Source organism: Nocardioides secundeburneus, assembly GCF_039939255.1.
Lineage (GTDB): Bacteria > Actinomycetota > Actinomycetes > Propionibacteriales > Nocardioidaceae > Nocardioides.
In genome coordinates this window covers 383,608-409,813 of record NZ_JBDUUE010000004.1, presented here as the reverse complement: position 1 = coordinate 409,813, position 26,206 = coordinate 383,608, and the positions used below count along the sequence as shown (strand labels likewise).

Sequence of the window (26,206 nt, the reverse complement as noted above, 5' to 3'; positions counted from 1 at the left end):
CCCTCGACGGGTGACCGAGGGCGCGCGGACCGACCAGCCGGCCACCCCGCTCGTCGTCCGCACCACGGCCCTCGACGCCGCCCGGCTGGCCGCCCTGGTCGAGCTGCTGCCGCCGCCCGCCGTCGCCCCGTCGCTCGCCTGGCTGCGCCGCGGCGAGGGACTCGTCGGCTGGGGCGTGGTCGCGAGCACCCGGACGGCCGGCCCCGACCGATTCGCCGACGCCGACGCCTGGTGGGCCGCCACCGCGGCGCGGGCCGTCGTCCGCGACGAGGTCGGCGAGCCGGGCAGCGGCCTGGTCTGCTTCGGCTCGCTCGCCTTCGCCGACTCGCAGCCCGCAGACGGACCGGGCGGCTCGACGCTCGTCGTGCCGGAGGTCGTGGTCGGACGCCGAGGCGACGTCGCCTGGGTGACCACCATCTCCTCCGCCGGGCCTGCTCCCGCCACCCCGGCACCCGGGCCGACCGAGGCTCCGTCGGCCCCGCGCGGCCTCCGGTACGCCGATGGTCACCGCAACGCCGACGAGTGGATGACGGTCGTCGCCGACGCCGTCGCCCGGATCACCGCCGGCGGACTCGAGAAGGTGGTGCTGGCCCGCGACGTCGTCGCCACCGCCGACGCCGCGATCGACGTCCGGTGGCCGCTGCGGAGGCTCGCGACGACGTACCCGACCTGCTGGACCTTCCACGTCGACGGCTTCCTCGGTGCGACCCCCGAGCTGCTCGTGCGCCGCGAGCGTGGCCTGGTCACCTCCCGCGTGCTGGCCGGCACCATCCGGCGCACCGGCGACGACGCCCGCGACCTGATGCTCGCCGCCACGCTCGCGCGCTCGTCGAAGGACCTCGAGGAGCACGAGTACGCCGTCCGCTCGGTCGGCGTCGCGCTGGGGCCGCACTGCTCGTCGATGAACGTGCCCGAGGCGCCGTTCGTGCTGCACCTGCCCAACGTGATGCACCTGGCCACCGACGTGACGGGGGTCGTCGCCGGGGCGGCCGACGGTGCCGACGCGGTGTCGTCGCTGGCGCTCGCGGCGTCGCTGCACCCCTCGGCCGCGGTCGGGGGTCACCCGACCGACCTCGCGGTCGCGTTGATCGAGGAGATCGAGGGCATGCCGCGTGGCCGCTACGCCGGCCCGGTCGGCTGGATGGACGCCACCGGCGACGGCGAGTGGGGCATCGGCCTGCGCTCGGCCTCGGTCGAGGGCGACTCCGTGCGCCTGTTCGCCGGCTGCGGCATCGTCGCCGACTCCGTCCCCGAGTCGGAGCTGGCCGAGTCGAACGCCAAGCTGGTGCCGGTGCGCGACGCGCTCGAGCCAGGCTGACCGAGCCGCCAGCGCGGATCAACCGGCTCGGTCGGCGAAACCCGCACTAGTCCAGGTCGGCGCCGTCGGCGAGGCGGGCGAAGGAACGCCCGTCACCGAGGGCCAGGTTCGTCAGGTGGGTCTCGACCATGTCGAGCCCGACGTCGCTGTAGACGCGGTCGTGGATGGCGAGGGTGCGCGGCGCGGCGACGTCGCGCACGAAGTCGACGGCTTCGCCCACCTTGAGCCACGGCGCCGAGACCGGCGCGAGGAGCACGTCGACCGCCCGGCCGGGCAGCGTGAGCGAGTCTCCCGGGTGGAAGACGGACTGTCCGCCCAACGTCAGGAGGTAGCCGGAGTTGTCGAAGCGCGGGTAGTCGCGGTGGATCACGGCGTGCTTGTCGCCGATGACCTCGACTGGCACGCCGACGTCGAGCGTGTCGCCGGGCCTCACGACGTGCACCCGGTCGGCGAGGTCGGGGGCGTCGTTCGCGATGGCTTGCGCGACCTGGTCGATCGTGTGGATCGCGGCCGAGGTGGCCCGCAGGTGGTCGACGTCGTAGTGGTCGGGGTGCACGTGGGTGATCAGCACGGCGTCGGCCCCCTCCACGGCGGCGCGGTCGGTGAAGCAGCCGGGGTCGACGACGACGCGGACGCCGTCGTGCTCGACGCGGACGCAGGCGTGGCCGAACTTGGTGATCCTCACGCCACCGACCCTACGCACGGTCGGTCAGACTGGCGGCATGACGAACACCAGGCTCGCCCTCACCGGCTCCAGCGGCGCTCTCGGCGGTCAGGTCGCCCGTGCGCTGGTCGACCTGCAGCCGCGGCTCCTCGTGCGCAACCCGACGCGGGCGCCGCAGCTGGGGCTCGACGTCCACGTCGCTCCGTACGACGACGCCACGGCGGCCACCGCGGCGCTCGAGGGGGTCGACGTGCTGCTGATGGTCTCGGCCTCGGAGTCGGAGCACCGGCGGCGCGACCACCGCACGTTCGTCTCGGCCGCGGCGCGGGCCGGCGTGCGCCACGTCGTCTACACCTCGTTCTCGGGCGCGGCCGCCGAAGCGACCTTCACGCTGGGTCGCGACCACCACGACACCGAGCAGGCGCTCGTCGACAGCGGCATGACGTTCACGATCCTGCGCGACAACTTCTACCTCGACGTGCTCCCGCTGTTCGCCGACGCCGACGGCGTCCTCCGCGGCCCGGCCGGCTCCGGCACCGTCGCGGCGGTCGCACGCGCCGACGTCGCCGACGTCGCCACCGCGGTGCTGCGCGACCCCGGCGTCCACGCCGGCGCCACCTACACGCTCACCGGCCCCGAGGCACTCACGCTCGACGACGTCGCGGCCCGCTCCGCGGCGGCGCTCGGGCGCCCGATGCGCTACCAGCCCGAGACGGTCGAGGAGGCCTACGACTCGCGGCGTGCGGACTACCCCGACGCCGGCGAGTGGCAGCTCGACGCGTGGGTGAGCACCTACACCGCGATCGCCGACGGCTCGTGCGCGACCGTCACCGACGACGTCCCGCGGCTGCTGGGCCGACCGGCCCGCACGCTCGAGGACGTGCTGGTGGAGTGAGTCCCCCGCTGCACCCACCGCAAAATCTCCCGGCAGGAATCACGGCTCCGGGCCGCGAAGTCCTGGACCTTGCCAGGGACTGTCGCGCCACTCGTCTGCGCCAGCCAGCGGGCTAACGGGTCTGGTGGCGGGCGGACTGCTCGAGGGCGCTGATCAGGCTGAGCGCGTCGAAGGCACCCTGGTGGCGGGTCTCGCCGACGAAGAAGGTCGGGGTGCCACGGACACCGCTGGCCTCCGCGCTGGCGATGTCGCGCCGGATCCGGTCGTGCAACGACTCGTCGTCGAGGTCGGCCAGGAACTGCTCGGGGTCGCACCCGACCGCCTCGGCGTGGGCGACGAGGTCGTCGCGCTCGAGCTGGTCCTGGTGGGCGAAGAGCTGCTCGTGCATCTCCCAGAACCGGCCCTGGCGCGACGCCGCCTCGACGGCGACCGCGGCCAGCTCGGCGTGCGGGTGGACATCGAGCGGCAGGTGGCGCACGACGTACTGCAGGCGCTCGCCGAAGTGCTCCTTGACCTCGCGCGCCGAGCCCGTGGCGCGCAGGCAGAACGGGCACTCGTAGTCGAGGTACTCCACGAGCACGAGCTCCGCGCCCGGGTCGCCCTTGACGTGGTCGACGTCGTGGTCGACGGGGTCGGCCAGGTGCACGGGCAGGGCGGCGTCGCGCTGGTCCATGAACCGGGCCGCGAAGGCGAAGACCAGCCAGCCGACGACCGAGGCGAGCACGGCCGAGAGCAGCACGCCCACCGTGGCCTGCGCGACGAGGCGCTCGTCGTCGAAGGCCAGCCCGACGATCAGCAGCGAGACGGTGAACCCGATGCCGGACAGCGCCGCGCCGGCGACCACGTGCCCGCTGCCGACGCCCTGCGGCAACGAGCCCCAGCCGGCGCGCACCGCGCCGACGGCACCGAAGCCGATGCCGAGCATCTTGCCGAGCACCAGGCCGAGGGTGACGCCCCACGTCAGCGGCGAGGCGAGCGCGTCGCCGAGGACGCCGTCACGCAGGTCGACCCCGGCGTTGGCCAGCGCGAAGACCGGCACGACGACGTACGACGTCGGCACGTGCAGCACCTCCTGCAGCCGCTCGTTGACCGAGATCGCGCGGTTGAGGCTGCGCCGGGCCGTGCGCTGGACGTCGGGCAGCGGCGACTGCCGGAAGGCACGCACCTGAGCCGCGGCGTTCTCGACCTTGATCCGCACCGGGTCGTAGGCCGGCACGAGGAGTCCGGCGAGCATGCCGGCGATGGAGGCGTGCACGCCCGAGGAGAGCGTGGCCACCCAGCACACGATGGTGAGGGTGACGTAGGGCCAGGCCCGCCACTCGTGACGCTTGTCGAGCACGACCAGGCCGACCAGGCAGGCGCCGGCGAGGGCGAGCGCGCCGAAGGAGATCTGGTCGGAGTAGACGATGCCGATCACCGAGACGGCGACGAGGTCGTCGATGACGCTGAGGGTGAGCAGGAAGATCCGCAGCTGGGTCGACACGTGCGGACCGACCAGGGCGAGCATGCCGAGCAGGACCGCGGTGTCGGTGCCGATGACGATGCCCCAGCCGCCCGCGGCCTCGCCCCCGGAGTTGAGGGCCAGGAAGATCGCGACCGGCACGAGCATGCCGCCGATGCCCGCGACGACGGGCACCGTGAGGCGGCTGCGCTCGGTGAGCTCGCCGACCGCCAGCTCACGGCGCACCTCGAGCCCGACGACGAAGAAGAAGACCACCATGAGGCCGTCGTTGACCCAGTGGTGGAGGTCCATCGAGATGCCGTTGCCGCCGAGGTCGACGGTGAGCATCGTGTGCCAGAGGTCGTCGTAGGCCCCCGACCACGGGGAGTTGGCCCACAGCAGGGCCACGAGCGCGACGACGACGAGCAGCCCGGCGCTGCCGGACTCGGTGCGGATGAACGTGCGCAACGGCGTGCGCAGCTGGTCGGCGAAGTCGTCCTCGACGTCGACGGGGGTGGCCTCGGACGTGGCTGGCTCTGCGGTCACGGCGACGGCAACACGCGGACGGCGGAATTCATGCCGACCATCCTGGCGGCCGAGCCCGCACGGCGCCATCGTCCGGTGTCGGGCGCCACTCGACTGACGGCGTGATCTCCGATCACGCCGTCAGGTGGTGGACGTAGCACCAGCGCCAGTCCTCGTCGGGCTCGGCCGACTGCATGACGGCGTGACCGGTCTGGCGGAAGTGGTTGGTGGCGTGGCGGTCGGGCGAGGAGTCGCAGCAGCCGACGTGGCCGCAGTCGAGGCACTGGCGCAGCGCCACCCAGCGGTGGCCCGCCGCGACGCAGGCGTGGCAGGTGCCGTCGGTCTCGGTGACGACCACCGGGTGCGCTTCGAGGTGCTCGCACTCCTCGCCCGGACGGCGCACCGACGACGTCCGCAGCTCGGCCCGGTCGGCGGTGGCCCGGTCGAGCATCGACTCCTCGACGTCGAGCATCGCCAGCACCTCGGCGACGACGACCGAGGGGACGGAGCCCTCGGAGCGGATCTCCAGCACCCGCTGACGTTCGGCCTCGATCATCTCCAGGCGCACCCGGCCGTAGACCTCGCTGGGGGTCTCCTCGTCGGCGGTGGTGCCGAGGCGCTCCCAGGCGGCGAAGTTGCGCTGCTCGATGCGTTGCTTGATGAGGGCCCGGACGCCGTGCACGTCGTCGGTGTCGGTCTCCCTCAGGTGGCGGAACCCGGCCTTGCTGGCCTGCTGGAGCAGGGTGGCGCGGGCGAGGGCGTCGTCCATCGGGTCGGGCGAGGGCACCTGGAGGCGCCGGGCGAGCACCGGGAGCGTGAGCCCTTGGATGAGCAGGGTGCCGGCCACGACGGTGAAGGCGATGAGGAGCAGCACCTCGCGGTACTCGGTCTCGGGCGGGATGACGAAGGCCGCGGCGAGCGTGACGACACCACGCATGCCGGCCCAGCCCAGCAGGAACGTGTAGGAGGCGGGCGGACGCTGCCGGCTGTCGGGGTCGGGCCCGGGCCGGATGATGAGGTAGCGCGCCGGGAAGACCCACAGTAGGCGCAGCACGATGACGCCGACGAGGCTGAGCGCACAGACGAGGGCGATGCGGCCGGGCGACACGGTGGCCTGCTCGACGTCGGCGAAGATCATCGCGGCCTGGAGCCCGATGAGCAGGAAGACGGCGTTCTCGAGCACGAACGCGATGGTGCGCCAGTTCATCCGGTCGGCGATGCGGCTCTGCGCCGACTGCAGGATCGGCGCCTTGTGCCCGAGCAGCAGACCGGCGACGACGACGGCGATCACGCCGGAGGCGTGGATCTCCTCGGCGGCGATGTAGGCCGCGAACGGGACGACGAGCGAGATGGCGGTGTCCATCACGGGGTCCTGCACGAGCCGGCGGACCTTGGCGACGACGAGGAAGAACGCGAGCCCGATCAGCACGCCGCCCCCGGCCGCGACCACGAAGTCGAGGGCGACGCCCGGCACGGTGACGTGGTCGGTGTGGCCGGCCTCGAGCCCGCCGGCGGCGATCGCGGTGCGCAGGGAGACGAGCGCGGTGGCGTCGTTGAGCAGCGACTCGCCCTCGAGGATCGTGGTGATCCGCCGGGGCAGCCCGATGCGTCGTCCGACGGCGGTGGCGGCGACGGCGTCCGGAGGTGCGACGACGGCGCCGATCGCGAAGGCCGCGCCCCAGCCGATGCCGGGCAGCAGGGTGTGCACGAGGACCGCGATGCCGGCGGCGGTGAAGACCACGAGCCCGACCGAGAGCAGGAGGATCGGGCGCCGGTTGGCGTTGAAGTCGACGAGGGAGGTCTGGATCGCGGTCGCGTAGAGCAGCGGCGGCAGCAGCCCGAGCAGCACGACCTCGGCCTCGAGGTGCACCTCCGGCACACCCGGCACGTACGACGCGGCCGCGCCGGCCACGATGAGCACCAGCGGCGCCGGGACGTCGACCCGGTCGGCCAGGGCGGTCACCACCAGGACGCTCGTGGCGAGCACCACGAGCAGGATCGCGATCTCCACGCCTGACAGTGTGGACCTTCGGCGGACCTGGCGCGCCGCGAGGGCGTCTCGGTGCGCGTCGAGGGTGCGCGGAGCGAGGTACGAGCGGAGCGTGCGCTCGGCGTGTGCCGAGACGGCCTCTTCAGGCGGTGCGCCCCGCGCGAAGCGGAGCGAGCGCCATCGGAAGGGCGCGCCGCGAGGGCGTCTCGGTGCGCGTCGAGGGTGCGCGGAGCGAGGTACGAGCGGAGCGTGCGCTCGACGTGTGCCGAGACGGCCTCTTCAGGCGGTGCGCCCCGCGCGAAGCGAAGCGAGCGCCAGCTAACCGAACGCGGAGTCGGTGATCGCGCTGGTGAGGTCGGTGAAGGCGGTGGCGTACTCGGTGGTGGGGAGCCGGCTGTTGGCGCGCAGGATCTCGCTGGGGGCCTTGGCGCCGGCGCAGTTCTGGTCGAGCTGCTCGATGATCTCGCCGCTGACCGTGAGGAACTCGTTGACGTCGGGCTGGACGGCGGTGAGGTCGTAGGACCGCACGGCGAGGTCGAAGTCGTAGTAGGCGGCCCGCAGCGACCGGCACGCCTGGAGACCGGCCTGGGTGTCGTTGTCGGCCGCGGCCTGGTTGAGCTTCATGGTGGCGGCGAGGTTGGCGTCGGACCACGTCGTGAGCGCGCTCGTGTAGGCCGTCGCGTCCTCGAACGAGACGGCATCGGCGCCGGGCGCGGGCGGGCTGGTGAGGTCGGTGGCGGTGGGGTCGCTCGCGGTCGGGTCGGTCGTCGGGGCGCCGTCGGAGGACGTCGTCGTCGGGGTCGGGTCGCCGGCGGTGTCGTCGTCGTCGCCGCGGGTGAGCACGAGCACGAGGACAACGGCGGCCACGATCGCGACCAGGGTGCCGAGGACGGCGAGCACGATCGGCAGAGGCGACTTCCTGCTCGGCCCGCCGGGTGCCGGCGGTGGTGGCCACCCCGGCGGCGGCGCGGGGTACGCCGGCTGGGGCGCGTAGCCCTGGTAGGGCTGAGGTCCCGGCGGCGCCGGGGGTGGTGCGAACGGCGGCGCACTCGGCGGCGCGGCCGGCGGGGCCGCCGGGGGTCGGCCCGTGCCGGGGTTCGACGGCGGACGCAGCTGGGTGTGCGGCACGTCGGGGGCCGAGGTCGGCGCGCGGTGCCGTCGCACGTCGTTCTCGCCAACCCGGCCGAGGGCGAAGCCGAGCACCGCGATCGCCCAGGAGGCGTCGGCGGGCGCGGCGCCGGTGTGCTGGGCGAGGCGGCTGCCGGCGGTCTGGACGGCGTAGGCCGGGTCGACCCCGCTGTCGAGGTCGGCGACGAAGCTGTCGACGGTGCCGCGGCGCAGCGCCTCGACGACGAGGTCGACGTCGGCCGGGGCGGCCTCGGACGACGCCAGCGCGGCCCGCAGCTGCGCCGGGTCGCGCAGGACGTCACGCCCGGCCTGCAGCCCGAGGGCGTAGAGGTGGTCGTGCAGCTCCATGGACGGATCCTAGGGTCAGGGCCCCTGCACCGCGCTCACGGGCGCAACGCGCGGATCGCGAGGTCGAGCTCGCGCCGGTCGTCACGCCGGACGGCGACCTCGACGACCTCGATGCCGCCGTTGGGTGCGGCGAGCGCCTGCTCGAGCTGCGGCAGCGAGTCGACCCGCAGGTGCGGGGTACGGGTGGTGGCGCACAGTGCCGCGAGGTCGGCGCCGTGCGGGGTGGCGAAGAGCCGCTCGAACCGGTCGGCGTGGGCGGGCGCGCCTTGCTCGAGGACGGCGAAGATCGAGCCGCCGTCGTCGTTGACGACCACGATCGTCAGGTCGGGCCGGGCCTCGTGCGGACCGAGCAGCAGCCCGTTGCCGTCGTGGAGGAACGTGACGTCGCCCATCAGCGCGAGCGTCGGACCCTCGGTGCGGCCGAGCGCGGCCCCGATGGCGGTCGACACGACGCCGTCGATGCCGGCGAGCCCCCGGTTGGCGACCACCTTGCGCCGCTCGCCGACCGGGGTCGGTCGCGCCATGAGGTCGAGGTCGCGCACGGGGTTCGAGGCACCGACGACGAGCTGCATGCCGGGGGCGAGCGCGCGGTGCACGGCGCCGGCCACCTCGTACGGCGTCAGGTCGGCCCGCTCGGCGAGCAACCGGTCGAGCCGGCGCGAGACCGCGCGGTCGGCCTCGCGCCACGCGTCGAGCCAGCCCGGGTCGCCGGCGCCGTCCGCGGTGTAGGCCGGGGCGGTCGAGGCGACCTCGTACGGCCGCTGGTTCCAGGCCCCGGGGGCCGGCACCGAGTGCACCTCGACGTCGGCACGCCCGAGCAGCCGGCTCACCGGCCGCGAGAGCGTGGGCCGGCCGTGCACGACGACGCGGTCGATGCTCGCGCCGAGGTCGCCGTCGAGCAGCAGGCGGTAGCAGCGCAGGGCGTGGTCGCCCGTGCGGGCACCCGACGACGGCTCGGCGAGCAGCGGCCACCCGGCGGCCTCGGCGAGCCGGCGGGCCGCCGGGCCGGCGTCGTCGCCGGCGACGACGACGGTGCGCGGCCCGAGCGGCAGCGCCACCCCGGGATGGTCGTGGACCTTTCGCACTCGGTGCGGGACGTCCACGACTATCCCGGTCCAGGGCGCGGGTGGGAGCAGGGGCTCGTCGAGCTGCACGTTGAGGTGGACGGGGCCGGTGGCCAGGTCGAGGCCCAGCGGCCCCGGGCGGTCGAGGTCACGGGTGACGAGCATCGGGCCGAGCACGCCGACCTGGTCGGTGGTCTGGTTGGCGTCGGTGCCGCGCAGCCGCGCCGGCCGGTCGGCGGTGACGAAGGCGACCGGCAGGGCGCTGTGCGTGGCCTCGAGGGCGGCCGGGTGCAGGTTGGCGACCGCGGTGCCCGACGTGCAGAGCACGACGGTGCGCCGGTGGCTGCGGGCGAGGCCGACGGCGAGGAACCCGGCGCTGCGCTCGTCGATGCGCGTGTGCAGGCGCAGCAGGCCGGCCTCGGCGGCGTCGAACACCGCGAACGACAGCGGGGCGTTGCGGCTGCCCGGGGCGACGACGACCTCGGTGACGCCGGCCTCGAGCAGCTGGCGGACGACGTCGCGGGCGAGCTCGGTGGCGCTCATCTGCGACCCTCCACTTCGGCGAGACGTTCTGTCCAGTGGACAATGCGGTCGGCCGCTGCGGCCAGCCGGTCGAGCGCGTCGGCGTCGACCGTCGGCATCCCGACCGCCAGAGCGCCGTCGACCGGCAGCAGTGGCGAGACGGCGACGTCGTCGGTCAGCAGGCGCACGGTGGCCAGGCCGCACGCGTAGGGCAGCTCGGGCAGCGCCGCCGCCAGGGCCACCCCGGCGGCGATGCCGACCGAGGTCTCCAACGCACTCGAGACGACAACGGGTAGTCCGATCTCCTCGGCGATGCGCAGGCACGCGCGCACGCCACCGAGCGGCTGCACCTTGAGGACGGCGACGTCGGCCGCCTCGAGGTCGCGCACCCGGTAGGGGTCTGCCGCCCGGCGGATCGATTCGTCGGCGGCGACCGGGACGTCGACGCGGCGCCGCACGAGCGCGAGGTCCTCGACCGAGGCGACCGGCTGCTCGACGTACTCGAGCCCGCCCGCGGCACGGTCGAGCGCCCGGACGGCGGCGACGGCCTCGTCGACCGACCAGGCCCCGTTGGCGTCCACCCGGACGGCGCCCCTCGGCCCGAGGGCGTCACGGACGGCCTCGACCCGGGCCTCGTCGTCGCTGAGCATCTGGCCGGGCTCGGCGACCTTCACCTTCGCCGTGCGGCACCCGCTCGAGGCGACGATCGCGTGCGCCTGCTCGGCCCCGACCGCCGGCACGGTGACGTTGACGGGCACCGTCGTGCGCCGCGGTGCCGGCCAGTCGCCCGCCGCCGCCTCACGCGCGCAGGCCAGCCAGGGGGCGGCCTCGGCGGCGTCGTACTCGAGGAACGGGCTCCACTCCCCCCACCCGGCCGGGCCCTCGACGAGGGCGACCTCGCGGGTGGTGATGCCGCGGAAGCGCGTGCGCATCGGGATGCTGAGGACCCTCACGAGGTCACCAGCGCCCTCAGTCGCACGCGGTCGGGCTTGCCGTTGGCCAGCAACGGGATCGCGTCGAGCGCGACGACCTGCCGCGGCGCCCACGACCGCGGGTGCGCGGCGGCCACCCACTCGCGCAGGTCGCCCTCGGGGACGGGCCCGACGACGAAGGCGACGAGCCGGTTGCCCCACTCGTCGTCCGGCACCCCGACCACCTCGGCGTCGACGACGTCGGGGTGCGCCCGCAACCGGGCCGCGACCGCGGGGCCGGGCACGTTGACGCCGCCGCTGACGACGACGTCGTCGACCCGGCCGAGGACCTGGAGGCGGCCGTCGTCGCGCATCAGCCCGGCGTCGGCGGTGTGGAACCACCCGTCGACCAGGACCTCGGCGGTGAGCCCGGGGTCGCCGTCGTAGTGGGAGAACAGGGTCGGGCCGCTGAGGGCGATGCGGCCGTCGTCGCCGATGCGCACGCCGACGCCGTCGAGCGGCAGGCCGTCGTAGACGCACCCGCCGGCGGTCTCGGCCGAGCCGTAGGTCGCGACCACGCGGACGCCGGCCGCGGCCGCGCGCTCGCGCAGGGCCGGGTCGACCGGGCCGCCGCCGAGCAGCACGGTGTGCGCGCGGCGCAGCGCCGCGGCCTCGGCGGGGTCGTCGAGGGCCCGGCGCAGCTGCGTGGGCACCAGGCTGGTGAACCAGCCGTCGCCGGCGGGCCAGCCGTCGGCGACGTGGGGAGCGTGACCCGCGACGATCGAGCGGCAGATCACCTGGATGCCCGCGACGTAGGCCTCCGGCAGCTTGAGCACCCACTGCCCCGACCCGCCCAGACGACCTTCCGTGGCCGCCACCGAGGCGAGCACCGCGCGCCGTGGCAGCACGACCCGCTTGGGCCGGCCGGTGGAGCCCGACGTCTCGACCACGAGCGGGTCGGGCTCGCCCGGGGCCGACAACCACGCCTCGAAGTCCACGGCCCGAGGCTACGACCCGGCGTGGCCGTGGTGTTGAATCACCCTCCGTGGCAACAGCCGGTCAGTGGGTCGCGGGCGCGCGGCCGCGCACCCTTCCCGCCGCCGTCGCTCCCGTGCTCGCTGGCACGGGCGTCGCGGCCTGGTCCGACGACGAGGTCTGGTGGAAGGCGCTGCTCGCCCTCGTGGTGAGCCTGGCGCTGCAGGTCGCGGTCAACTACGCCAACGACTACTCCGACGGCGTCCGCGGCACCGACGACGACCGGGTCGGCCCGATGCGGCTCGTGGGCTCGGGCGTCGCTCCGGCCGCGGCGGTCAAGCGCGCCGCGTTCTACGCCTTCGGGGTCGCCGGTGTAGCCGGCCTGGTGCTCGCCGCGACGACCGCGTGGTGGCTGGTCGCCGTCGGCGTCGTCTGCATCGTCGCCGCGTGGTTCTACACCGGCGGCGACAAGCCCTACGGCTACCTCGGCCTCGGCGAGGTGATGGTGTTCGTCTTCTTCGGCCTCGTGGCCGTCGTCGGCACCACCTTCGTGCAGACCGAGGGGTGGTCGACGCTGTCGCTCGTCGCGGGGGTCGGGGTCGGTGCGCTCGCCTGCGCGATCCTGGTGGCCAACAACCTGCGCGACATCCCCACCGACCGCGAGGTCGGCAAGCTGACGCTCGCCGTCCGGCTGGGCGAGCCGGCCACCCGGTCGCTGTACGTCGCCCTGGTCGTCGTGGCCGTGCTCGTGCTCGTCGCGCTCGGCGTCCTGTCGACGTGGTGGGTGCTGGTGGGGCTGCTCTTCCTGGTGCCGGCCGGACGCGGCGTCGCCGTCGTGGTGCGCGGCGCGGCCGGGCCCGGCCTGATCCCGGTGCTGCAGTCGACCGGGCTCGCCGAGCTGGTCTGGGCCGCCCTGGTCTTCGCCGCGCTCGTGCTGGCCTGACCGGCTCGATCACCGGCCCGATCACCGGCCCGATCGTGGTGCGACCGCGTACGGTCGGACCATGAAGTTCCTCGTGCTCCTCGTGATCATCGGCGCGGTGATCGCGGCGTACCAGTTCCGGGTGCAGATCCTGGCCAAGATCCTCGGTCAGCCCGAGAGCCGCATCCGCGGCCAGCTCGAGCGTCGCAAGAGGCGCTAGCGGTCCTCGGAGCGCTCGGCGTCCTCGCGGGCGGTGCGCTCCTCCATGGCCGAGGTCATGCGCCCGGCCCGGGCCTCCACGTGCCGGGCGAGCTTCTCGCGGGGCCCGGCGAGCACGAAGTAGGAGCCGATGCCGCTCAGCACGAGTGCGATCAGGAACGTCAGCCCGTACTGCTCCTCGTCGAAGATCAGCAGCCACGCGCCGGTCACCGCGGCCCACGTGAGCAGGAACAGACCGAACCGCAGCGCGGTGTAGACGACGAAGTCCTTCACACCCTCAGGGTACGGGCCCGCCGTGACCACCCTGGGCCTACCCTGGAGACGTGCTGCGGTTCCTGTTCGTGCTCATCCTGTTCGCGGTGGCGCTCTACCTGCTCATCCGTGTCTTCCAGGAGCGCGGCGTGATGCCCCAGCGCCCGACCCGGCCCAAGATCGTCGCGCCCGACGACGACGAGGACTTCCTGCGCGACCTCGACCGCAAGCGGCTCAACCCGGAGGACCCGGACGCCTGACCGGCCGGCCGAGGAGGCCGGGGCGGGGAGTACCCGGTGCACCGGGTACTCCTGACGTTCCCCGGTGTTGCAACCCCTGAGAACGCGCTGCAGTCCCTGAGGAGCTAGGGCGTGCCGGCGTCGAGCGGCGCCGGCTCGGCGCGGACGACGAGCGACGTCGTCTCGGCGCCGCCGGCGTAGGAGTGCATCGAGCTGGTCGAGAAGTAGTTGATGCCGATGAAGTTGAACCACAGCGTGGCCACGCCGACCAGCGCCAGGATCGCGGCATTGCGGCCCTTCCAGCCGGCCGTCGCGCGGGCGTGCAGGTAGGCGGCGTAGACGACCCAGGTGATGAACGCCCACACCTCCTTCGGGTCCCAGTTCCAGTAGCGCGACCAAGCCTCGTGGGCCCAGATCGGGCCGGTGATGAGCACGGCGAAGGTCCAGACCGGGAACGCGAAGGCGTGCACCCGGTAGGCGGTGCGGTCGAGGACGGCGAGCGAGGGCACCCGGGAGCCGGGGCGGGCGGCGGCGTCGCCCCCGCGGCGCAGCTTGACCAGGTAGACCGCCGACAGGATGCCGCCGACGGTGAAGGCGCCGGTGGCGATGACGGCCGAGACGACGTGGATGACGAGCCAGTAGGAGTTGAGCGCCTCGGTGAGCGGGGCGACCTCGGCGTGCAGCCAGATCACCGCGACCATCAGCGTGGCCGTCACGAACGCGAGCACGATCGGCGCCATCCACTGCAGGGCGTACCTGCGCAGCAGCACCAGGTAGATGAGCGTGACCACGAAGGTGCCCGAGACCACGAACTCGTACATGTTGCCCCACGGCACGCGGTTGGGGTCGGCGGCCATGCCCCGCCCCACGAGCGAGACGCCGTGCGCCGTGCAGGCGATGACGGTGAGGATGGTGCCGAGCCGGCCCAGGAAAGCCGAGCGACGCTCGCGGGCCTCGGCCTCGCCGTCGTCGCCGGTGCGGACGGCGAGCGCGACGCCGCCGCCCTGCTGGCGGGCGGCCGTGGTCTCGGCGACGCCGACCTGCCGCAGCGCGGCCCACTCGGCGAGCGTGACGAGCAGCGCCAGGAAGTAGACGATGCCCGCGGCTCCGATCGCCTGGTTGCTCAGCGTCTCCCACGCGGTGTCGGTCACGATGTCTCCTTGGCCGGGGCGGTCGGGGCAGACGTCAGGTCGGCCACGAGGTCGTCGAGCACGGTGGTGAGGTCGGCACCGCCGGAGCGGTCGAGCAGGGCCACCTCGACCATCGTCCCAGACCCGTGGTCGCCGTCGACGCGGCGGGCGCGCACCCACACCCGGCGCGGCCGGACGTACAACGAGCCGAGCAGGCCGATGAGCGCCAGGACGACGCCCAGCAGCGCGATCTCCTTGCCCGGGGTCTGGCTGATCTGCACGCGCACCCACGGCTGCACGCCCTCGAAGGTGACCGAGCCGAGGCCGCCGGGCAGCTGCTCGGTCTCGCCCTCGAAGAGGTCGACGCGGACCTGCTTGCCGTCGGCGTCCTCGAGCGGGGTCGCGGTCTCGGTGTCGAGCACGTAGACCGACTGCGGGACGCCGGAGTCGAGGCCGAGGTCGCCGGTCCAGGCGAGCATGGAGATGAGCGGGCGGCCGAGCGCGGGGAACTGCGTGGTCGGGTTGCCGTCGACGAAGAAGTAGGTCGGGTAGAGGATGCCCTCGAGGCCGATCTGCTGCGGTCGGGCGCTGGGCGCCTTGACGACTCCGAGCGACTGGAACGACGGGTCGGTCGGCAGGAACACCGTGGGCCCGCTGTAGGCGATGTCGCCGTTGCCGTCGCGCACGGTGATCACCGGCGCGTAGCCGTGGCCGATGAGGAAGACGTCGGTGTCGCCGATCGAGAGCGGGTGGTTGACCCGCAGGTCGTAGCTCTTCTCTTCGTCGCCCGGGTTCTCGCGGTAGGCGATCTGCGCCTCGAACTTGCGGGCGGTGCCGGCGCCGGAGCCCTCGGTGAGCCACTCGAGGTCGAAGTCGTCGACCCGGAACGAGAAGGGGTCGAAGTCGTCGGCGCCGAACAGGCTGCCGGGGTCGAGGTCGTCGTAGGACGCGGCGGTGTTGGTGAACGGCTGGCCGTTGACCAGCACGATCACGCCGCCCTGGTAGCCGAACAGCCCACCGATCGCGAACCCCACGAGGACGACGATCACCGAGACGTGGAAGAGCAGGTTGCCGGCCTCGCGCACGAAGCCCTTCTCGGCGCTCACGCTGTCGGCGCCGGGGCCGTCGGGCTCGGCGACCCTCAGCCGGTAGCGCCGCTTGCCGAGCACCTCGCGCGCGCGGGCCAGGACGGCGTCGGGCTCGAGGTCGGTGGTGTACGACGTGTGGTCGGGCAGGCGGGCGAGGTTGCGCGGCGTGGCCGGTGGCTGGGCGCGCAGCGCGCGGGCGTAGACGAACGTGCGCGGCACGATGCAGCCGACCAGCGAGACCATCAGCAAGATGTAGATCGCCGAGAACCACGGCGAGTCGTAGACCGAGAAGAGCCCGAGCCGCTCGTAGACCGGCGTCAGGCTCGGGTGGTCGGCCTTCCAGCGCGAGACCTCGAGCGAGTCGACGTTCTCCTGCGGGATCACCGAGCCGGGGATCGCGGCGAGCGCGAGCAGGAGCAGCAGCACGAGGGCCGTGCGCATCGAGGTGACCTGGCGCCAGGTCCAGCGGCCCAGCTCGCGCACGCCGAGCTCGCCGGGACGGCGTCCGCCACCGTCGTCGGGCGGCGGTCCGTCGACGTGGCCCTCGGGCCGGCTGGCGACGTCAGCCACCGTCGGCCACCTCGGTGACGACGTCCTCGAGCGTGCCGCTGGAGGTGACGGCGCCGGTGATGACGGCGGCGACGCGGCCCTCGGCATCGAGCACGTAGGTCGACGGCGGGGTGCGCGGCACGAACCGGCCGAGCTCGAGCACCTGCTCCTCGTCGGTGATGGTGGGGTACTCGATGCCGTACTCGCGCTCGAAGGAGCGCGCGTTGTCGGACGACGTCTCCCGGAAGCTCAGGCCGACGAACTCGGCGTCGAGCTCCTCGGAGGCGAGCTTGAGCACGGGCGCCTCGTCGCGGCACGGCGTGCACCACGAGCCCCACACGTTGAGCACGACCACTCCCCCGCGCAGGTCGGCGAGGTCGAGCTCGTCGCCGTCGAGGGTGGTGCCGGCGATGTCGACCGGGCCGGCGCGGTCGTCGGGGTCGACCTGCACGATGCCGGCGCCGTCGGTGCGGTAGTTGACGTCGTCGGTGCCGCTCAGCCCGCTGCACCCCGACAGGGCCGTCAGGGCGAGCAGCGCGACGACGGCGCCGACGACGCGCCTCACGGCCGCTTCTCCTCGGGCGCGCCCCCGGCCGAGAACGGCGCGTGCTTGTCGCCCACCGGGATGAGGTCGCCGGCGGGCTCGCTGTAGGCGATCTGGGTGACGCGGTCGCCGACGAAGTGCAGCGAGGTGACCGAGCACAGCGTGCACTGGCGCTTGCGGGGGTCGTGCAGGAAGGTACGTCGGCGCTCGAGGTGCAGGCGCGTCGTCCAGATGGGCAGCTGGTGCGAGACGACGACGGCCTCGTGCCCGGCCGCGGCCTCACGCGCCGCGTGCACGGCCGGCATCATGCGGGCCACGATGTCCTTGTAGGGCTCGCCCCACGACGGGCGCAGCGGGTTCCACAGGTGCCGCCACGACGACGGGTTCTTCAGGCCGTTGCGGCCCGCGGCGAAGCTCATGCCCTCGAACTTCGAGCTCGACTCGATCACCCGCTCGTCGAGCCGGACGTCGAGCCCGACCGCGTGCGCGAGCGGCGCGGCGGTCTCCTGCGCCCGCTCGAGCGGTGAGGAGACCAGGTGCACGATGTCGCGGTGCTGGAGGCTGGCGGCGACCTTCTCGGCCATCTGCCGGCCGAGGTCGGAGAGGTGGAAGCCGTCGCGACGTCCGTAGAGGACGCCGTCGGGGTTGTGCACCTCGCCGTGGCGCAGCAGGTGGACGATCGTGTCGGGCGTCGCCATCAGTCGAGCCGCCCCTCGGCCGACTGCACGCGGGCGGCGGCCGTGGCCGCGGCCGGCAGCGCGTCGAGCACCACCTGCACGGCCCGGTCGTCGTGGGCCGCGGAGAGGAACCACGCCTCGTAGGCCGACGGCGGCAGGTAGACGCCGGCGTCGAGCATCGAGTGGAAGAACGCCGCGTAGGCGGCCGAGTCGGTGCGCGAGGCGTCGTCGAAGTCGCGGATCGGGCCGTGGCACAAGAAGACCGAGAACATCGTGCCGGCCGACTGCACGACGTGCGCGACGCCGGCGGCGGTGAGCGCCTCGGACGCGGCGGTCTTGACGGTCTCGGCCACGGCACCGACGTGGGCGTAGACGTCGTCGGTGGCCAGGCGGAGCGTGGCGAGGCCGGCCGTGGTGGCGACGGGGTTCCCCGACAGCGTGCCGGCCTGGTAGACGGGGCCCTCGGGGGCGAGCATCGACATGACGTCGGCGCGGCCGCCGAACGCCGCGGCCGGGAAGCCGCCGCCCATCACCTTGCCGAACGTCATCAGGTCGGGCGCCCAGCCCTCGACGGCGCCGTCGAGGCCCCAGTAGCCCTGGCGCGAGGCGCGGAAGCCGGTCATCACCTCGTCGCTCACGAACAGGGCGCCGTGGGCCCGGCAGGTGGCGGCGAGGAAGCGGTTGAAGCCGGGCTCGGGCGGGACGACGCCCATGTTGCCCGGGGCCGCCTCGGTGACCAGGCAGGCGATCCGGTCTCCGTGCTCGGCGAAGACGGCCTCGACCGCGGCGGGGTCGTTGTAGGGCAGCACGAGGGTGAGCGCCGTCGACGACTCGGGCACGCCCGGCGTGCCGGGCACGGCGAAGGTGGCGAGCCCCGAGCCGGCCGAGGCCAGCAGCGAGTCGACGTGGCCGTGGTAGCAGCCCGCGAACTTCACCACGACGTCACGACCGGTGAACCCGCGCGCCAGCCGGATGGCCGACATCGTGGCCTCGGTGCCGGAGGAGACGAACCGGACCCGCTCGACCGGCGTCCGGGCGACGATCTCCTCCCCCAGCGCCACCTCGGGCTCGGTCGGGGCGCCGTACGACGTGCCGCGCGCGACGGCGGCCTGGACGGCGGCCAGCACGTCGGGGTGCGCGTGGCCGAGCAGCATCGGGCCCCACGAGCCGACGAGGTCGACCAGCTCGGTGCCGTCGGCGTCGGTGAGCCAGGCCCCCGACGCCGAGGTGATGAAACGGGGCGTGCCGCCGACGGCGTTGAACGCGCGTACCGGCGAGGACACCCCACCCGGGATGACGGCGCGGGCCCGCTCGAAGAGCGCCGCCGACTGGGACTGGGTCTCCTGGGGCGCGGTCACCTGTTCATTGTCGCCGAGGGCCGGTGAGCGGCCACATCCGCCCGGGGCCGACGGCGCCGAGCCTCACGGCCCGCGGCGGCCGGATTCTCGTCGTGGCCGGTCAGCGACGGGATACTTGTGCGTAACATAGGTGTCGTAGGTCACGGGGTGATGCGCCGATGGAGTGACGACCGTAACTTCTCGTGGAACAGTCAGTTGGGTCTGCAACAGCGCGGCATGGGGCCGTCGGCGCTCGTGGACACATCCGAGGGAGAGCACAATGTCCGGAACGCGAACCAGGCAGGCGAAGAAGGCTGCCGCGCTGGTCCCGCTGGCCCTGCTGTCGGCCGCGTGGACGGCCAGCATCACCTCGGCGGCCACCTCGTCGCCCGGCGGAGGCTCCGCCGGCGCCGCGGCCAGCCCCGACGACGCCACGCTCCCCGACGGCTCCAGCGTGCCGGCCGAGGCCATCGAGGCCCCCGCCTCCGTCACCGACTCGACGTCCACCACCGGCTCCGTCGGCGGGGTCGACGGCGACGCCGAGCAGATCGTGGCCACGTCGTCCACCAACGGCATCCCCTCCTCCGCGCTCGCCGCCTACCAGCGCGCCGAGACCGTCATCAACGCCGCCGACAAGGCCTGCCGGCTCAGCTGGCAGCTCGTGGCCGCGATCGGCCGTGTCGAGTCCGACCACGGCCGCTTCGGCGGCAGCGCGCTCGACGCCGACGGCATCGCCCGCCCCGACATCGTCGGGCTGCCGCTCAACGGCAAGAACGGCACCGCGCTCATCCGCGACACCGACGCCGGCCAGTACGACGGCGACACCGCCTTCGACCGCGCGGTCGGGCCCATGCAGTTCATCCCGTCCACCTGGGCGGTCGTGGGTGTCGACTCCGACAACGACGGCGTCCGCAACCCGCAGGACATCGACGACGCCGCTCTCGCCACGGCCGTCTACCTGTGCAGCGGCGACGACGACCTCTCCACGCTGTCGGGCCAGCGCGCCGCGGTCTACCGCTACAACCACTCGCAGCGCTACGTCGACCTCGTGCTCGACGTCGCCGACTCCTACCTCGAGGGCGACTTCACCGCCGTCCCCGACGGCACCATCGCCGCCGGCTACCTGACGCCCAACCCGTCCACGGCGCCCGCGCCGTCCGGCGGCCGCGGCGGCAAGGGCGAAACCAAGGACACCCGTAGCGACGCCGAGCCCGTGCCCGGCGGCGACCAGCCGAGCGCCGGCACCGACCAGCCGGCCGCGCCCGAGCCCGCCGAGGAGGAGCCGAGCCAGGCCCCGCCGTCGTCCGGCCCCGCGCCGTCGGTGCCGTCGCTCCCGGTGCCCTCGCTGCCCCCGGTCTCGGTGGCGCCGCTGCCCACGACCGGCGTCCAGCCGGTCGACGACGTGCTCACGGTCGCCCAGGCCATCGTGCAGTGCACCCTCGACGGCCACGTGAACAACCTGCTGGTCAACAACGACCCCTTCGACCTGTGCGTGAAGGAGTACACGACCCGGTAGCGCTCGTGCCGGCCGGAGCGGCCGTCAGCGCAGCAGGCGGGAGGCCGCCTCGGCGGCCCAGTAGGTGAGCACCAGGTCGGCGCCGGCCCGGCGGATCGAGACGAGGGTCTCGAGGATGGCGGCGTCGCGGTCGATCCAACCGTTCGCCGCGGCCGCCTCGACCATTGCGTACTCGCCGGAGATGTTGTAGGCCGCGACCGGCACGTCGACGGCGTCGCGCACCCGGCGGACGACGTCGAGGTAGGCCAGGGCGGGCTTGACCATCACGACGTCGGCGCCCTCGGCGACGTCGAGCAGCGCCTCGCGCACGCCCTCGCGCCCGTTGGCGGGGTCCTGCTGGTAGGTGCGGCGGTCGCCCTGCAGCGACGAGTCGACGGCCTCGCGGAACGGGCCGAAGAACGCCGAGGCGTACTTGGCCGAGTAGGCCAGCACGGCGACGTCGGTGTGGCCGGCGCCGTCGAGCGCCTGCCGGACGACGGCGACCTGGCCGTCCATCATCCCGCTCGGCCCGACGAGGTCGACGCCGGCCGCGGCCTGCGCCCGCGCCATCTCGGCGTAGACCTCGAGCGTGGCGTCGTTGTCGACGCGGCCCGCGGCGTCGAGCACGCCGCAGTGGCCGTGGTCGGTGAACTCGTCGAGGCACAGGTCGGCCATCACCGGCAGCGCGTCGCCGACCTCGGCCTTGACGTCGGCGACGGCCCGGTTGAGCACGCCGTCGGGGTCGACCCCGGCCGAGCCGACGGCGTCCTTGTGCTCGGGGATGCCGAACAGCATGATCCCGGCCAGGCCCAGCTCGGCCGCCTCGGACGCCGCCGCGAGCAGCGACGAGCGCGTGTGCTGGACGACGCCCGGCATCGACGAGATCGGCTTCGGCTCGCTCAGCCCCTCGCGCACGAAGACCGGCAGGATCAGCTGGCGCGCCTCGAGCGAGGTCTCGGCGACCGCGCGCCGCAGCGCCGGCGTCGTCCGCAACCGGCGGGGACGGACGACCGGTCGCTCGATCGGATCAGGGCTCACCACGAACTCCTTGCACGAAACTCACGGTTGTGGCCCGAAGGTTCAGGCCAGATGGCTGAGTTTCACCGGTTAACCGGTGAAACTCAGCCCCGGGCACTCAGGCCTTGGCGCGCGAGCGCCGTGCGGGCGGCTTGCGGTCGGAGGGCTTGGTGACCGGCTCGCCGGCCTCGAGCATGGCGAGACGACGCGCGGCACCGAAGTCGGCAAGCGCGCCGACGAGCTCGTCGACGTCGGGCTTGGGCGCCAGGACGTCGACGCGCAGGCCGTGCTCCTCGGCGGTCTTGGCCGTGGCCGGACCGATCACCGCGATCACGGTGGAGGGGTGCGGCTTGCCGGCGATGCCGACCAGGTTGCGCACGGTCGACGACGACGTGAAGACGACGGCGTCGAACTTGCCCGACTTGATGGCGTCGCGCGTGGGCGCCGGCGGCGGGGTGGCCCGCACCGTGCGGTAGGCGGTGACGTCGTCGCACTCCCATCCGAGCTCGACCAGGCCGGCCACGAGGGTCTCGGTGGCGATGTCGGCGCGGGGCAGGAAGACCCGGTTGATCGGGTCGAGGACGTCGTCGTACTCGGGCCAGTCGGCCAGCAGGCCGGCGGCCGACTGCTCGCCCGAGGGCACGAGGTCGGCCCGCAGGCCCCACGCGGCGATCGCGGCCGCGGTCTTGTCGCCGACGGCGGCGATCTTGAGGCCCGAGAACGCGCGAGCGTCGAGGCCGTACTCCTCGAACTTCTCGCGCACGGCCTTGACCGCGTTGACCGAGGTGAACGCGATCCACTCGTAGCGGCCCTCGACGAGGCCACGGACGGCCTTGTCCATCTGCAGCGGGTTGCGCGGCGGCTCGACCGAGATGGTGGGCACCTCCTCGGGCACGGCGCCGTGGCCGCGCAGGCCCAGCGACAGCGAGGCGGCCTGGTCCTTGGTGCGGGGTACCAGCACGCGCCAGCCGAACAGCGGCTTGGTCTCGAACCACGACAGCGTCTCGCGCAGGTCGACGACCTTGCCGATCACGACGACGGCCGGCGGCGCGATGCGCGCGGTGCGGACGTCGGCAGCGACGTGCTCGAGGGTCGAGGTGACCGTCGTCTGCTCGGTGGTGGTGCCGACGCGGGTGACCGCGACCGGGGTCTCGGCCGAGCGGCCCGCGGCGACGAGGGCCTTGGCGATGTCGCCGATCTGGCCGACGGCCGAGAGCAGCACGAGCGTGCGGTCGTCGGCGTACGTCGTCCAGTCGGTGCGCGAGGCGGCGTGGTCGCCACAGGTGACCACGGCGACCTCACGGTGGTCCTTGGTGGTCAGCGGGATGCCGGCGTAGGCGGGCACCGCGGAGACCGACGAGACGCCGGGCACGATCTCGAAGCCGATGCCGGCCTTGGCGCAGGCTTGCGCCTCCTCGGGACCGCTGGCGTAGAGGAACGGGTCGCCGGCGAGCAGCCGGACGACGCGCAGGCCACGCTTGGCCTGCTTGACGACGACCTTGGCGCGGTTGGCGTGGGTGAGCGGCTGGCCGTCCTCGCCGAAGCCGCCGTCGACCAGCTCGGGGCCGACCTGCTCGGTCTCGTCGGCGGCGTCGACCGCCGGCTCGACCGGGGCCGGGAGACCGAGCACGGTGCGCACCAGGGCGGCGTGCTCGGGCGTCTCGGTGACGACGACGTCGGCGCGGCGGAGCAGGTCGACCGCGCGGACGGTCAGCAGGTCGGGATCGCCAGGGCCGCTGCCGACGAACGACACCCACGAGCGGGCAATGCGGTCGGCGACGGTCTCGGGGCTCTTTCCGTCGGAAAGGGTCTTGGCTCGGGTCATGCGGCACCTCTGCTGACTGGTGTGCGGTCGTTCTGGCGGTGTTGCGGGTGGTGCGGGTCGTGCAGGTCGTGCGGGTCGTGCGGGATCAGGCGGGCGGGTCGTCGAGCTGCCCGGCGCCGTCGGCGAGCATCTCGTCGGCGAGCCGGTGGCCGACGCCGGCGGCGTCGGCGGGATCGCCGGCGGCCGACATGCGCACGGACAGGCCGCCGTCGACCGAGAGCGCGATGGCCCGCACCCAGAGCTCGTCGCCGTCGTCGCCCTCGACGATCTCGGCGAGCGCCCCGACGGCGGCCGAGCAGCCGCCCTCGAGGGTGGCGAGCACGGCCCGCTCGGCGACGACGGCGGCGCGCGTGGGAGCGTCGTCGAGCACGGCGAGCGCGGCGGCGAGGTCGTCGTCGCTGCGGCACTCGACGGCGAGGGCGCCCTGGCCCGGCGCCGGCAGCATCTGGAGCGGGTCGAGGACCTCGGTGGCGTCGTCGAGGCGCCCGATGCGCGACAGCCCGGCCCGGGCCAGCACGACGCCGTCGAGCTCGCCGTCGCGGACCTTGCCGATGCGGCTGTCGACGTTGCCGCGGACGCCGACGACGTCGAGCCCGAGACCGAGGGCGTGCAGCTGGGCGACGCGGCGCGGCGAGCCGGTGCCGATGCGGGCGCCGGCGGGCAGCTCGCCGAGGGTGAGGCCGTCGCGGGCCACGACGACGTCGCGGGGGTCCTCGCGCGGCGGGACGGCGGCGAGCGTCAGCCCGTCGGCCGGCTGGGTGGGGAGGTCCTTGAGCGAGTGGACGGCGACGTCGACGCGACCGTCGCGCAGCGCCTCGCGGAGCGCGCCGACGAAGACGCCGGTGGTGCTGCTGCCGGCCAGCGGGGTGCCCGCGGCCTGGCTGCGGTCGCCGTCGGTGGTGATCTCGACGAGCTCGGCCTCGCGGCCGAGGCGCTCGCGGATGAGGTCGGCGACGTGGCCGGCCTGCGTGGTGGCGAGCAGGCTGCGGCGGGTGCCGACCCGCACGGTGGCGGTGGCCGGCGCCGCGGCGGACGAGGTGGCCGTCATGGGCGCTCCTCGCTCACGGTGGCGCGCGTGACGGCGTCGACGGAATCGGGGTCGAGGGCGAAGAGCTCGGCGAGGGCCCGTTCGTAGGACACCGCGCCCTGCTCGTCGCTGAGCTCCTTGACGCGCACGGTGGGCTCGTGGAGGAGCTTGTCGGCGACGCGGCGCACGGTGTGGCGGATCTCGGCGCGGGCGGCGTCGTCGAGCTGCGGCAGGCGCGACTCGAGCCGGGCCAGCTCGGCGTCGACGACGGAGGTGGCCATCGAGCGGAGCGCGACGACGGTGGGCTTGACCTTGGCCTGGCGGCGGGCGGTGAGGAAGGCGGCGACCTCCTCGCCGACGATGCGTCGCACCTCGACGACCTCGCGGCCGGCGTCGGAGTCGGCCAGCGTGTCGCCGAGCTCGGCGAGCCCCACGAGACGGACGCCGGGCAGGTCGCCGACGCTGGGCTCGACGTCGTGCGGCAGCGCGAGGTCGACGACCAGCAGCGGACGGTCGCGGCCCTCGCGCGCGGTGGCGACCATGTCGCGGGTGACCAGCACGCCGGTGGCGCCGGCGCAGGTGATGACGACGTCGGCCTCGGCGACCTCGGCCGGCAGGTCTGCGAGCGCGACGGCGCGGCCACCGTGCTCGGCGGCGAGGCGCCGGGCGCGGTCGGGGGTGCGGTTGACGACGCTGATGCGCGCGGCGCCCATGCGGCTGACGGTGGCCGTGGCGAGGCCGGCCATCGCGCCGGCACCGACGACGACGACCGAGGCACCCTCGACGCCGTCGACGGGACCGAGGCCGGCGGTGACGAGGGTGGGGGCGACGCGATCGATGCCCGTCTCGGCGCGGGCGCGCTTGCCCACGCGCAGCGCCTGCTGGAACAGCGAGTTGAGGGCGGTGCCGACGGTGCCGGCCTCCTGGCCCGAGCGCAGCGCCTCGCGCGCCTGGCCGAGGATCTGGCCCTCGCCGACGGCCATCGAGTCGAGCCCGGCCGCCACTTGGAACAGGTGGGCGACGGCCCCGTCGTCGTAGTGCACGTAGAGGTGGGGCAGCATCGTCTCGGCGTCGCCGCCGCGCTCGAGCAGCAGCCGCGAGAGCGCCTCGACGCTGCCGTGGAAGCGGTCGACCTCGGCGTAGACCTCGACCCGGTTGCAGGTGGAGACGACGGCGGCCTCGGTCACGTGGGCGCACGCCGCGGCGTCGGTGAGGAGCTTGTGGGCGCCGTCGGCGTCGAGCGCGACGCGCTCGAGCACCGAGACCGGCGCGGAGTTGTGGGAGATGCCGACGACCAGGACGCTCATACTGCGTTCGCCTTCCGCTGCTCGTGGTAGGCCAGGATCTGGAGCTCGATCGACAGGTCCACCTTGCGCACGTCGACCCCGTTGGGCACGGAGAGCACCGACGGTGCGAAGTTCAAGATGCTGGTGATGCCGCAGGCGACCATGCGGTCGGCGACGTCGTGCGACGACGCGGCCGGTGTCGCGATGACGCCGATGGCCACGCCATGGGTCGTGACGATCTCCTCGAGGTCCTCGAACGCGCGGACCTCGACGCCGGCGACCTCCTCGCCGTGACGCGTCTCGTCGGCGTCGAGCAGCGCGACGACCCGGAAGCCGCGGCTGCGGAAGCCGGAGTAGTTGGCCAGCGCGTGGCCCAGGTTGCCGATGCCGACGATGACGACCGGCCAGTCCTGCGTGACGCCGATCTCGCGAGCGATCTGGTAGCGCAGGTAGTCGACGTCGTAGCCGACCCCGCGGGTGCCGTAGGAGCCGAGGTAGGACAGGTCCTTGCGGAGCTTGGCGGAGTTGACGCCGGCCGCACCTGCGAGCTCCTCGCTCGAGCAGGTGCGGATGCCCTCCTCGGACAAGGAGGTCAGCGCCCGGAGGTAGACGGGCAGGCGGGCGACGGTGGCCTCCGGGATGTCCCGGGCCGTCTCGCTCGAGCTGCGGGCAGTCACGACTCTGCTTCCTAGTCGGACCCTCGGGAGGCCCGGCGCGTTCACAGTAGGAGTTTGTGAACGCGAGAACAAATCGAGTGCCCGTGGCCTAGCACACCCGTTCGCCGACTTGACACGCGGACCCCGTTTCGGCGGTCGGAC

24 protein-coding genes are annotated in these 26,206 nt (G+C 73.9%); 6 read left to right on the top strand and 18 right to left on the bottom strand.

Annotation, left to right across the window (positions count from 1 at the left end; genetic code table 11):
* Nucleotides 1-10: 10 nt before the first annotated feature.
* Nucleotides 11-1,318 (top strand): isochorismate synthase, encoded by a 1,308-nt coding sequence (locus ABFT23_RS12940; protein ID WP_347895779.1) that lies wholly within the window; start codon nt 11-13, stop codon nt 1,316-1,318.
* Between the two features lie 46 nt (nt 1,319-1,364).
* On the opposite strand, the gene ABFT23_RS12935 is transcribed toward ABFT23_RS12940, so the two are convergent.
* Nucleotides 1,365-2,003 carry an MBL fold metallo-hydrolase gene (locus tag ABFT23_RS12935; protein ID WP_347895777.1) on the bottom strand — a complete coding sequence of 213 codons (639 nt, stop codon included), beginning with the start codon at nt 2,001-2,003 and terminating at the stop codon, nt 1,365-1,367.
* Nucleotides 2,004-2,040: 37 nt separating this feature from the next.
* On the opposite strand from ABFT23_RS12935, the gene ABFT23_RS12930 reads away from it, so the two are divergent.
* A complete protein-coding gene (locus tag ABFT23_RS12930) occupies nt 2,041-2,877 on the top strand; it encodes an NAD(P)H-binding protein (RefSeq protein ID WP_347895775.1) in 837 nt (278 codons plus the stop codon).
* Nucleotides 2,878-2,989: 112 nt separating this feature from the next.
* On the opposite strand, the gene nhaA is transcribed toward ABFT23_RS12930, so the two are convergent.
* From nhaA to ABFT23_RS12900, 6 genes are all read right to left on the bottom strand, one after another.
* On the bottom strand, nt 2,990-4,864 hold the full coding sequence (nhaA, locus tag ABFT23_RS12925) for a Na+/H+ antiporter NhaA (protein ID WP_347895773.1): 1,875 nt from the start codon (nt 4,862-4,864) through the stop codon (nt 2,990-2,992).
* Between the two features lie 112 nt (nt 4,865-4,976).
* A complete protein-coding gene (locus ABFT23_RS12920; protein WP_347895772.1) occupies nt 4,977-6,854 on the bottom strand; it encodes a Na+/H+ antiporter in 1,878 nt (625 codons plus the stop codon).
* A gap of 297 nt (nt 6,855-7,151) precedes the next feature.
* Complete coding sequence (locus tag ABFT23_RS12915) at nt 7,152-8,309, bottom strand: RAD23 family protein (protein ID WP_347895771.1); 1,158 nt, start codon at nt 8,307-8,309, stop codon at nt 7,152-7,154.
* Between the two features lie 35 nt (nt 8,310-8,344).
* Nucleotides 8,345-9,916, bottom strand: coding sequence for a 2-succinyl-5-enolpyruvyl-6-hydroxy-3-cyclohexene-1-carboxylate synthase (menD, locus tag ABFT23_RS12910; protein ID WP_347895769.1), 1,572 nt, complete (start codon nt 9,914-9,916; stop codon nt 8,345-8,347).
* Nucleotides 9,913-10,827, bottom strand: coding sequence for an o-succinylbenzoate synthase (locus ABFT23_RS12905; RefSeq protein WP_457623456.1), 915 nt, complete (start codon nt 10,825-10,827; stop codon nt 9,913-9,915). The genes menD and ABFT23_RS12905 overlap by 4 nt, the downstream gene beginning before the upstream one ends.
* Nucleotides 10,828-10,844: 17 nt before the next feature.
* Nucleotides 10,845-11,804, bottom strand: coding sequence for an AMP-binding protein (locus tag ABFT23_RS12900; RefSeq protein ID WP_347895766.1), 960 nt, complete (start codon nt 11,802-11,804; stop codon nt 10,845-10,847).
* Between the two features lie 47 nt (nt 11,805-11,851).
* On the opposite strand from ABFT23_RS12900, the gene ABFT23_RS12895 reads away from it, so the two are divergent.
* Together ABFT23_RS12895 and ABFT23_RS12890 are read left to right on the top strand one after the other, a co-directional pair.
* Nucleotides 11,852-12,724, top strand: a complete 873-nt coding sequence (locus ABFT23_RS12895) for a 1,4-dihydroxy-2-naphthoate polyprenyltransferase (protein WP_347895764.1) — start codon at nt 11,852-11,854, stop codon at nt 12,722-12,724.
* A 61-nt stretch (nt 12,725-12,785) separates the two neighbouring features.
* The gene (locus ABFT23_RS12890; protein WP_347895762.1) at nt 12,786-12,923 is read left to right on the top strand and encodes a hypothetical protein; all 138 of its coding nucleotides are present in this window, start codon (nt 12,786-12,788) and stop codon (nt 12,921-12,923) included.
* On the opposite strand, the gene ABFT23_RS12885 is transcribed toward ABFT23_RS12890, so the two are convergent.
* A complete protein-coding gene (locus tag ABFT23_RS12885; RefSeq protein ID WP_347895760.1) occupies nt 12,920-13,195 on the bottom strand; it encodes a DUF4229 domain-containing protein in 276 nt (91 codons plus the stop codon). The genes ABFT23_RS12890 and ABFT23_RS12885 overlap by 4 nt on opposite strands.
* A 50-nt stretch (nt 13,196-13,245) precedes the next feature.
* On the opposite strand from ABFT23_RS12885, the gene ABFT23_RS12880 reads away from it, so the two are divergent.
* Nucleotides 13,246-13,434, top strand: a complete 189-nt coding sequence (locus ABFT23_RS12880) for a hypothetical protein (protein ID WP_347895758.1) — start codon at nt 13,246-13,248, stop codon at nt 13,432-13,434.
* A gap of 104 nt (nt 13,435-13,538) precedes the next feature.
* On the opposite strand, the gene ccsB is transcribed toward ABFT23_RS12880, so the two are convergent.
* Genes ccsB through hemL form a run of 5 tightly spaced genes read right to left on the bottom strand, consistent with a single transcriptional unit; the run spans nt 13,539 to nt 18,759 of the window.
* Nucleotides 13,539-14,564, bottom strand: coding sequence for a c-type cytochrome biogenesis protein CcsB (gene ccsB, locus ABFT23_RS12875; RefSeq protein ID WP_347895756.1), 1,026 nt, complete (start codon nt 14,562-14,564; stop codon nt 13,539-13,541).
* Nucleotides 14,561-16,201, bottom strand: a complete 1,641-nt coding sequence (gene resB, locus ABFT23_RS12870; RefSeq protein WP_347895754.1) for a cytochrome c biogenesis protein ResB — start codon at nt 16,199-16,201, stop codon at nt 14,561-14,563. The genes ccsB and resB overlap by 4 nt, the downstream gene beginning before the upstream one ends.
* Complete coding sequence (locus tag ABFT23_RS12865; RefSeq protein WP_347895752.1) at nt 16,194-16,745, bottom strand: TlpA family protein disulfide reductase; 552 nt, start codon at nt 16,743-16,745, stop codon at nt 16,194-16,196. The genes resB and ABFT23_RS12865 overlap by 8 nt, the downstream gene beginning before the upstream one ends.
* Complete coding sequence (locus ABFT23_RS12860) at nt 16,742-17,422, bottom strand: histidine phosphatase family protein (RefSeq protein WP_347895750.1); 681 nt, start codon at nt 17,420-17,422, stop codon at nt 16,742-16,744. The genes ABFT23_RS12865 and ABFT23_RS12860 overlap by 4 nt, the downstream gene beginning before the upstream one ends.
* Nucleotides 17,422-18,759, bottom strand: a complete 1,338-nt coding sequence (hemL, locus tag ABFT23_RS12855; protein ID WP_347895748.1) for a glutamate-1-semialdehyde 2,1-aminomutase — start codon at nt 18,757-18,759, stop codon at nt 17,422-17,424. Before hemL ends, ABFT23_RS12860 begins: the two co-directional genes overlap by 1 nt.
* Before the next feature lie 259 nt (nt 18,760-19,018).
* On the opposite strand from hemL, the gene ABFT23_RS12850 reads away from it, so the two are divergent.
* Nucleotides 19,019-20,254 (top strand): lytic transglycosylase domain-containing protein, encoded by a 1,236-nt coding sequence (locus ABFT23_RS12850; RefSeq protein WP_347895746.1) that lies wholly within the window; start codon nt 19,019-19,021, stop codon nt 20,252-20,254.
* 24 nt (nt 20,255-20,278) lie between these two features.
* Here ABFT23_RS12850 and hemB read toward each other — a convergent pair whose 3' ends face one another.
* The 5 genes from hemB to ABFT23_RS12825 form a co-directional block, all read right to left on the bottom strand.
* The gene (gene hemB, locus ABFT23_RS12845) at nt 20,279-21,271 is read right to left on the bottom strand and encodes a porphobilinogen synthase (protein ID WP_347895744.1); all 993 of its coding nucleotides are present in this window, start codon (nt 21,269-21,271) and stop codon (nt 20,279-20,281) included.
* 97 nt (nt 21,272-21,368) lie between these two features.
* Nucleotides 21,369-23,075, bottom strand: a complete 1,707-nt coding sequence (locus ABFT23_RS12840; RefSeq protein ID WP_347895742.1) for a bifunctional uroporphyrinogen-III C-methyltransferase/uroporphyrinogen-III synthase — start codon at nt 23,073-23,075, stop codon at nt 21,369-21,371.
* 85 nt (nt 23,076-23,160) lie between these two features.
* Nucleotides 23,161-24,123: a hydroxymethylbilane synthase gene (gene hemC, locus ABFT23_RS12835; RefSeq protein ID WP_347895740.1), complete on the bottom strand. Its 963-nt coding sequence runs from the start codon at nt 24,121-24,123 to the stop codon at nt 23,161-23,163.
* On the bottom strand, nt 24,120-25,409 hold the full coding sequence (locus tag ABFT23_RS12830; protein WP_347895738.1) for a glutamyl-tRNA reductase: 1,290 nt from the start codon (nt 25,407-25,409) through the stop codon (nt 24,120-24,122). The genes hemC and ABFT23_RS12830 overlap by 4 nt, the downstream gene beginning before the upstream one ends.
* Nucleotides 25,406-26,065 (bottom strand): redox-sensing transcriptional repressor Rex, encoded by a 660-nt coding sequence (locus ABFT23_RS12825; RefSeq protein WP_347895736.1) that lies wholly within the window; start codon nt 26,063-26,065, stop codon nt 25,406-25,408. The genes ABFT23_RS12830 and ABFT23_RS12825 overlap by 4 nt, the downstream gene beginning before the upstream one ends.
* Nucleotides 26,066-26,206: the final 141 nt, after the last annotated feature.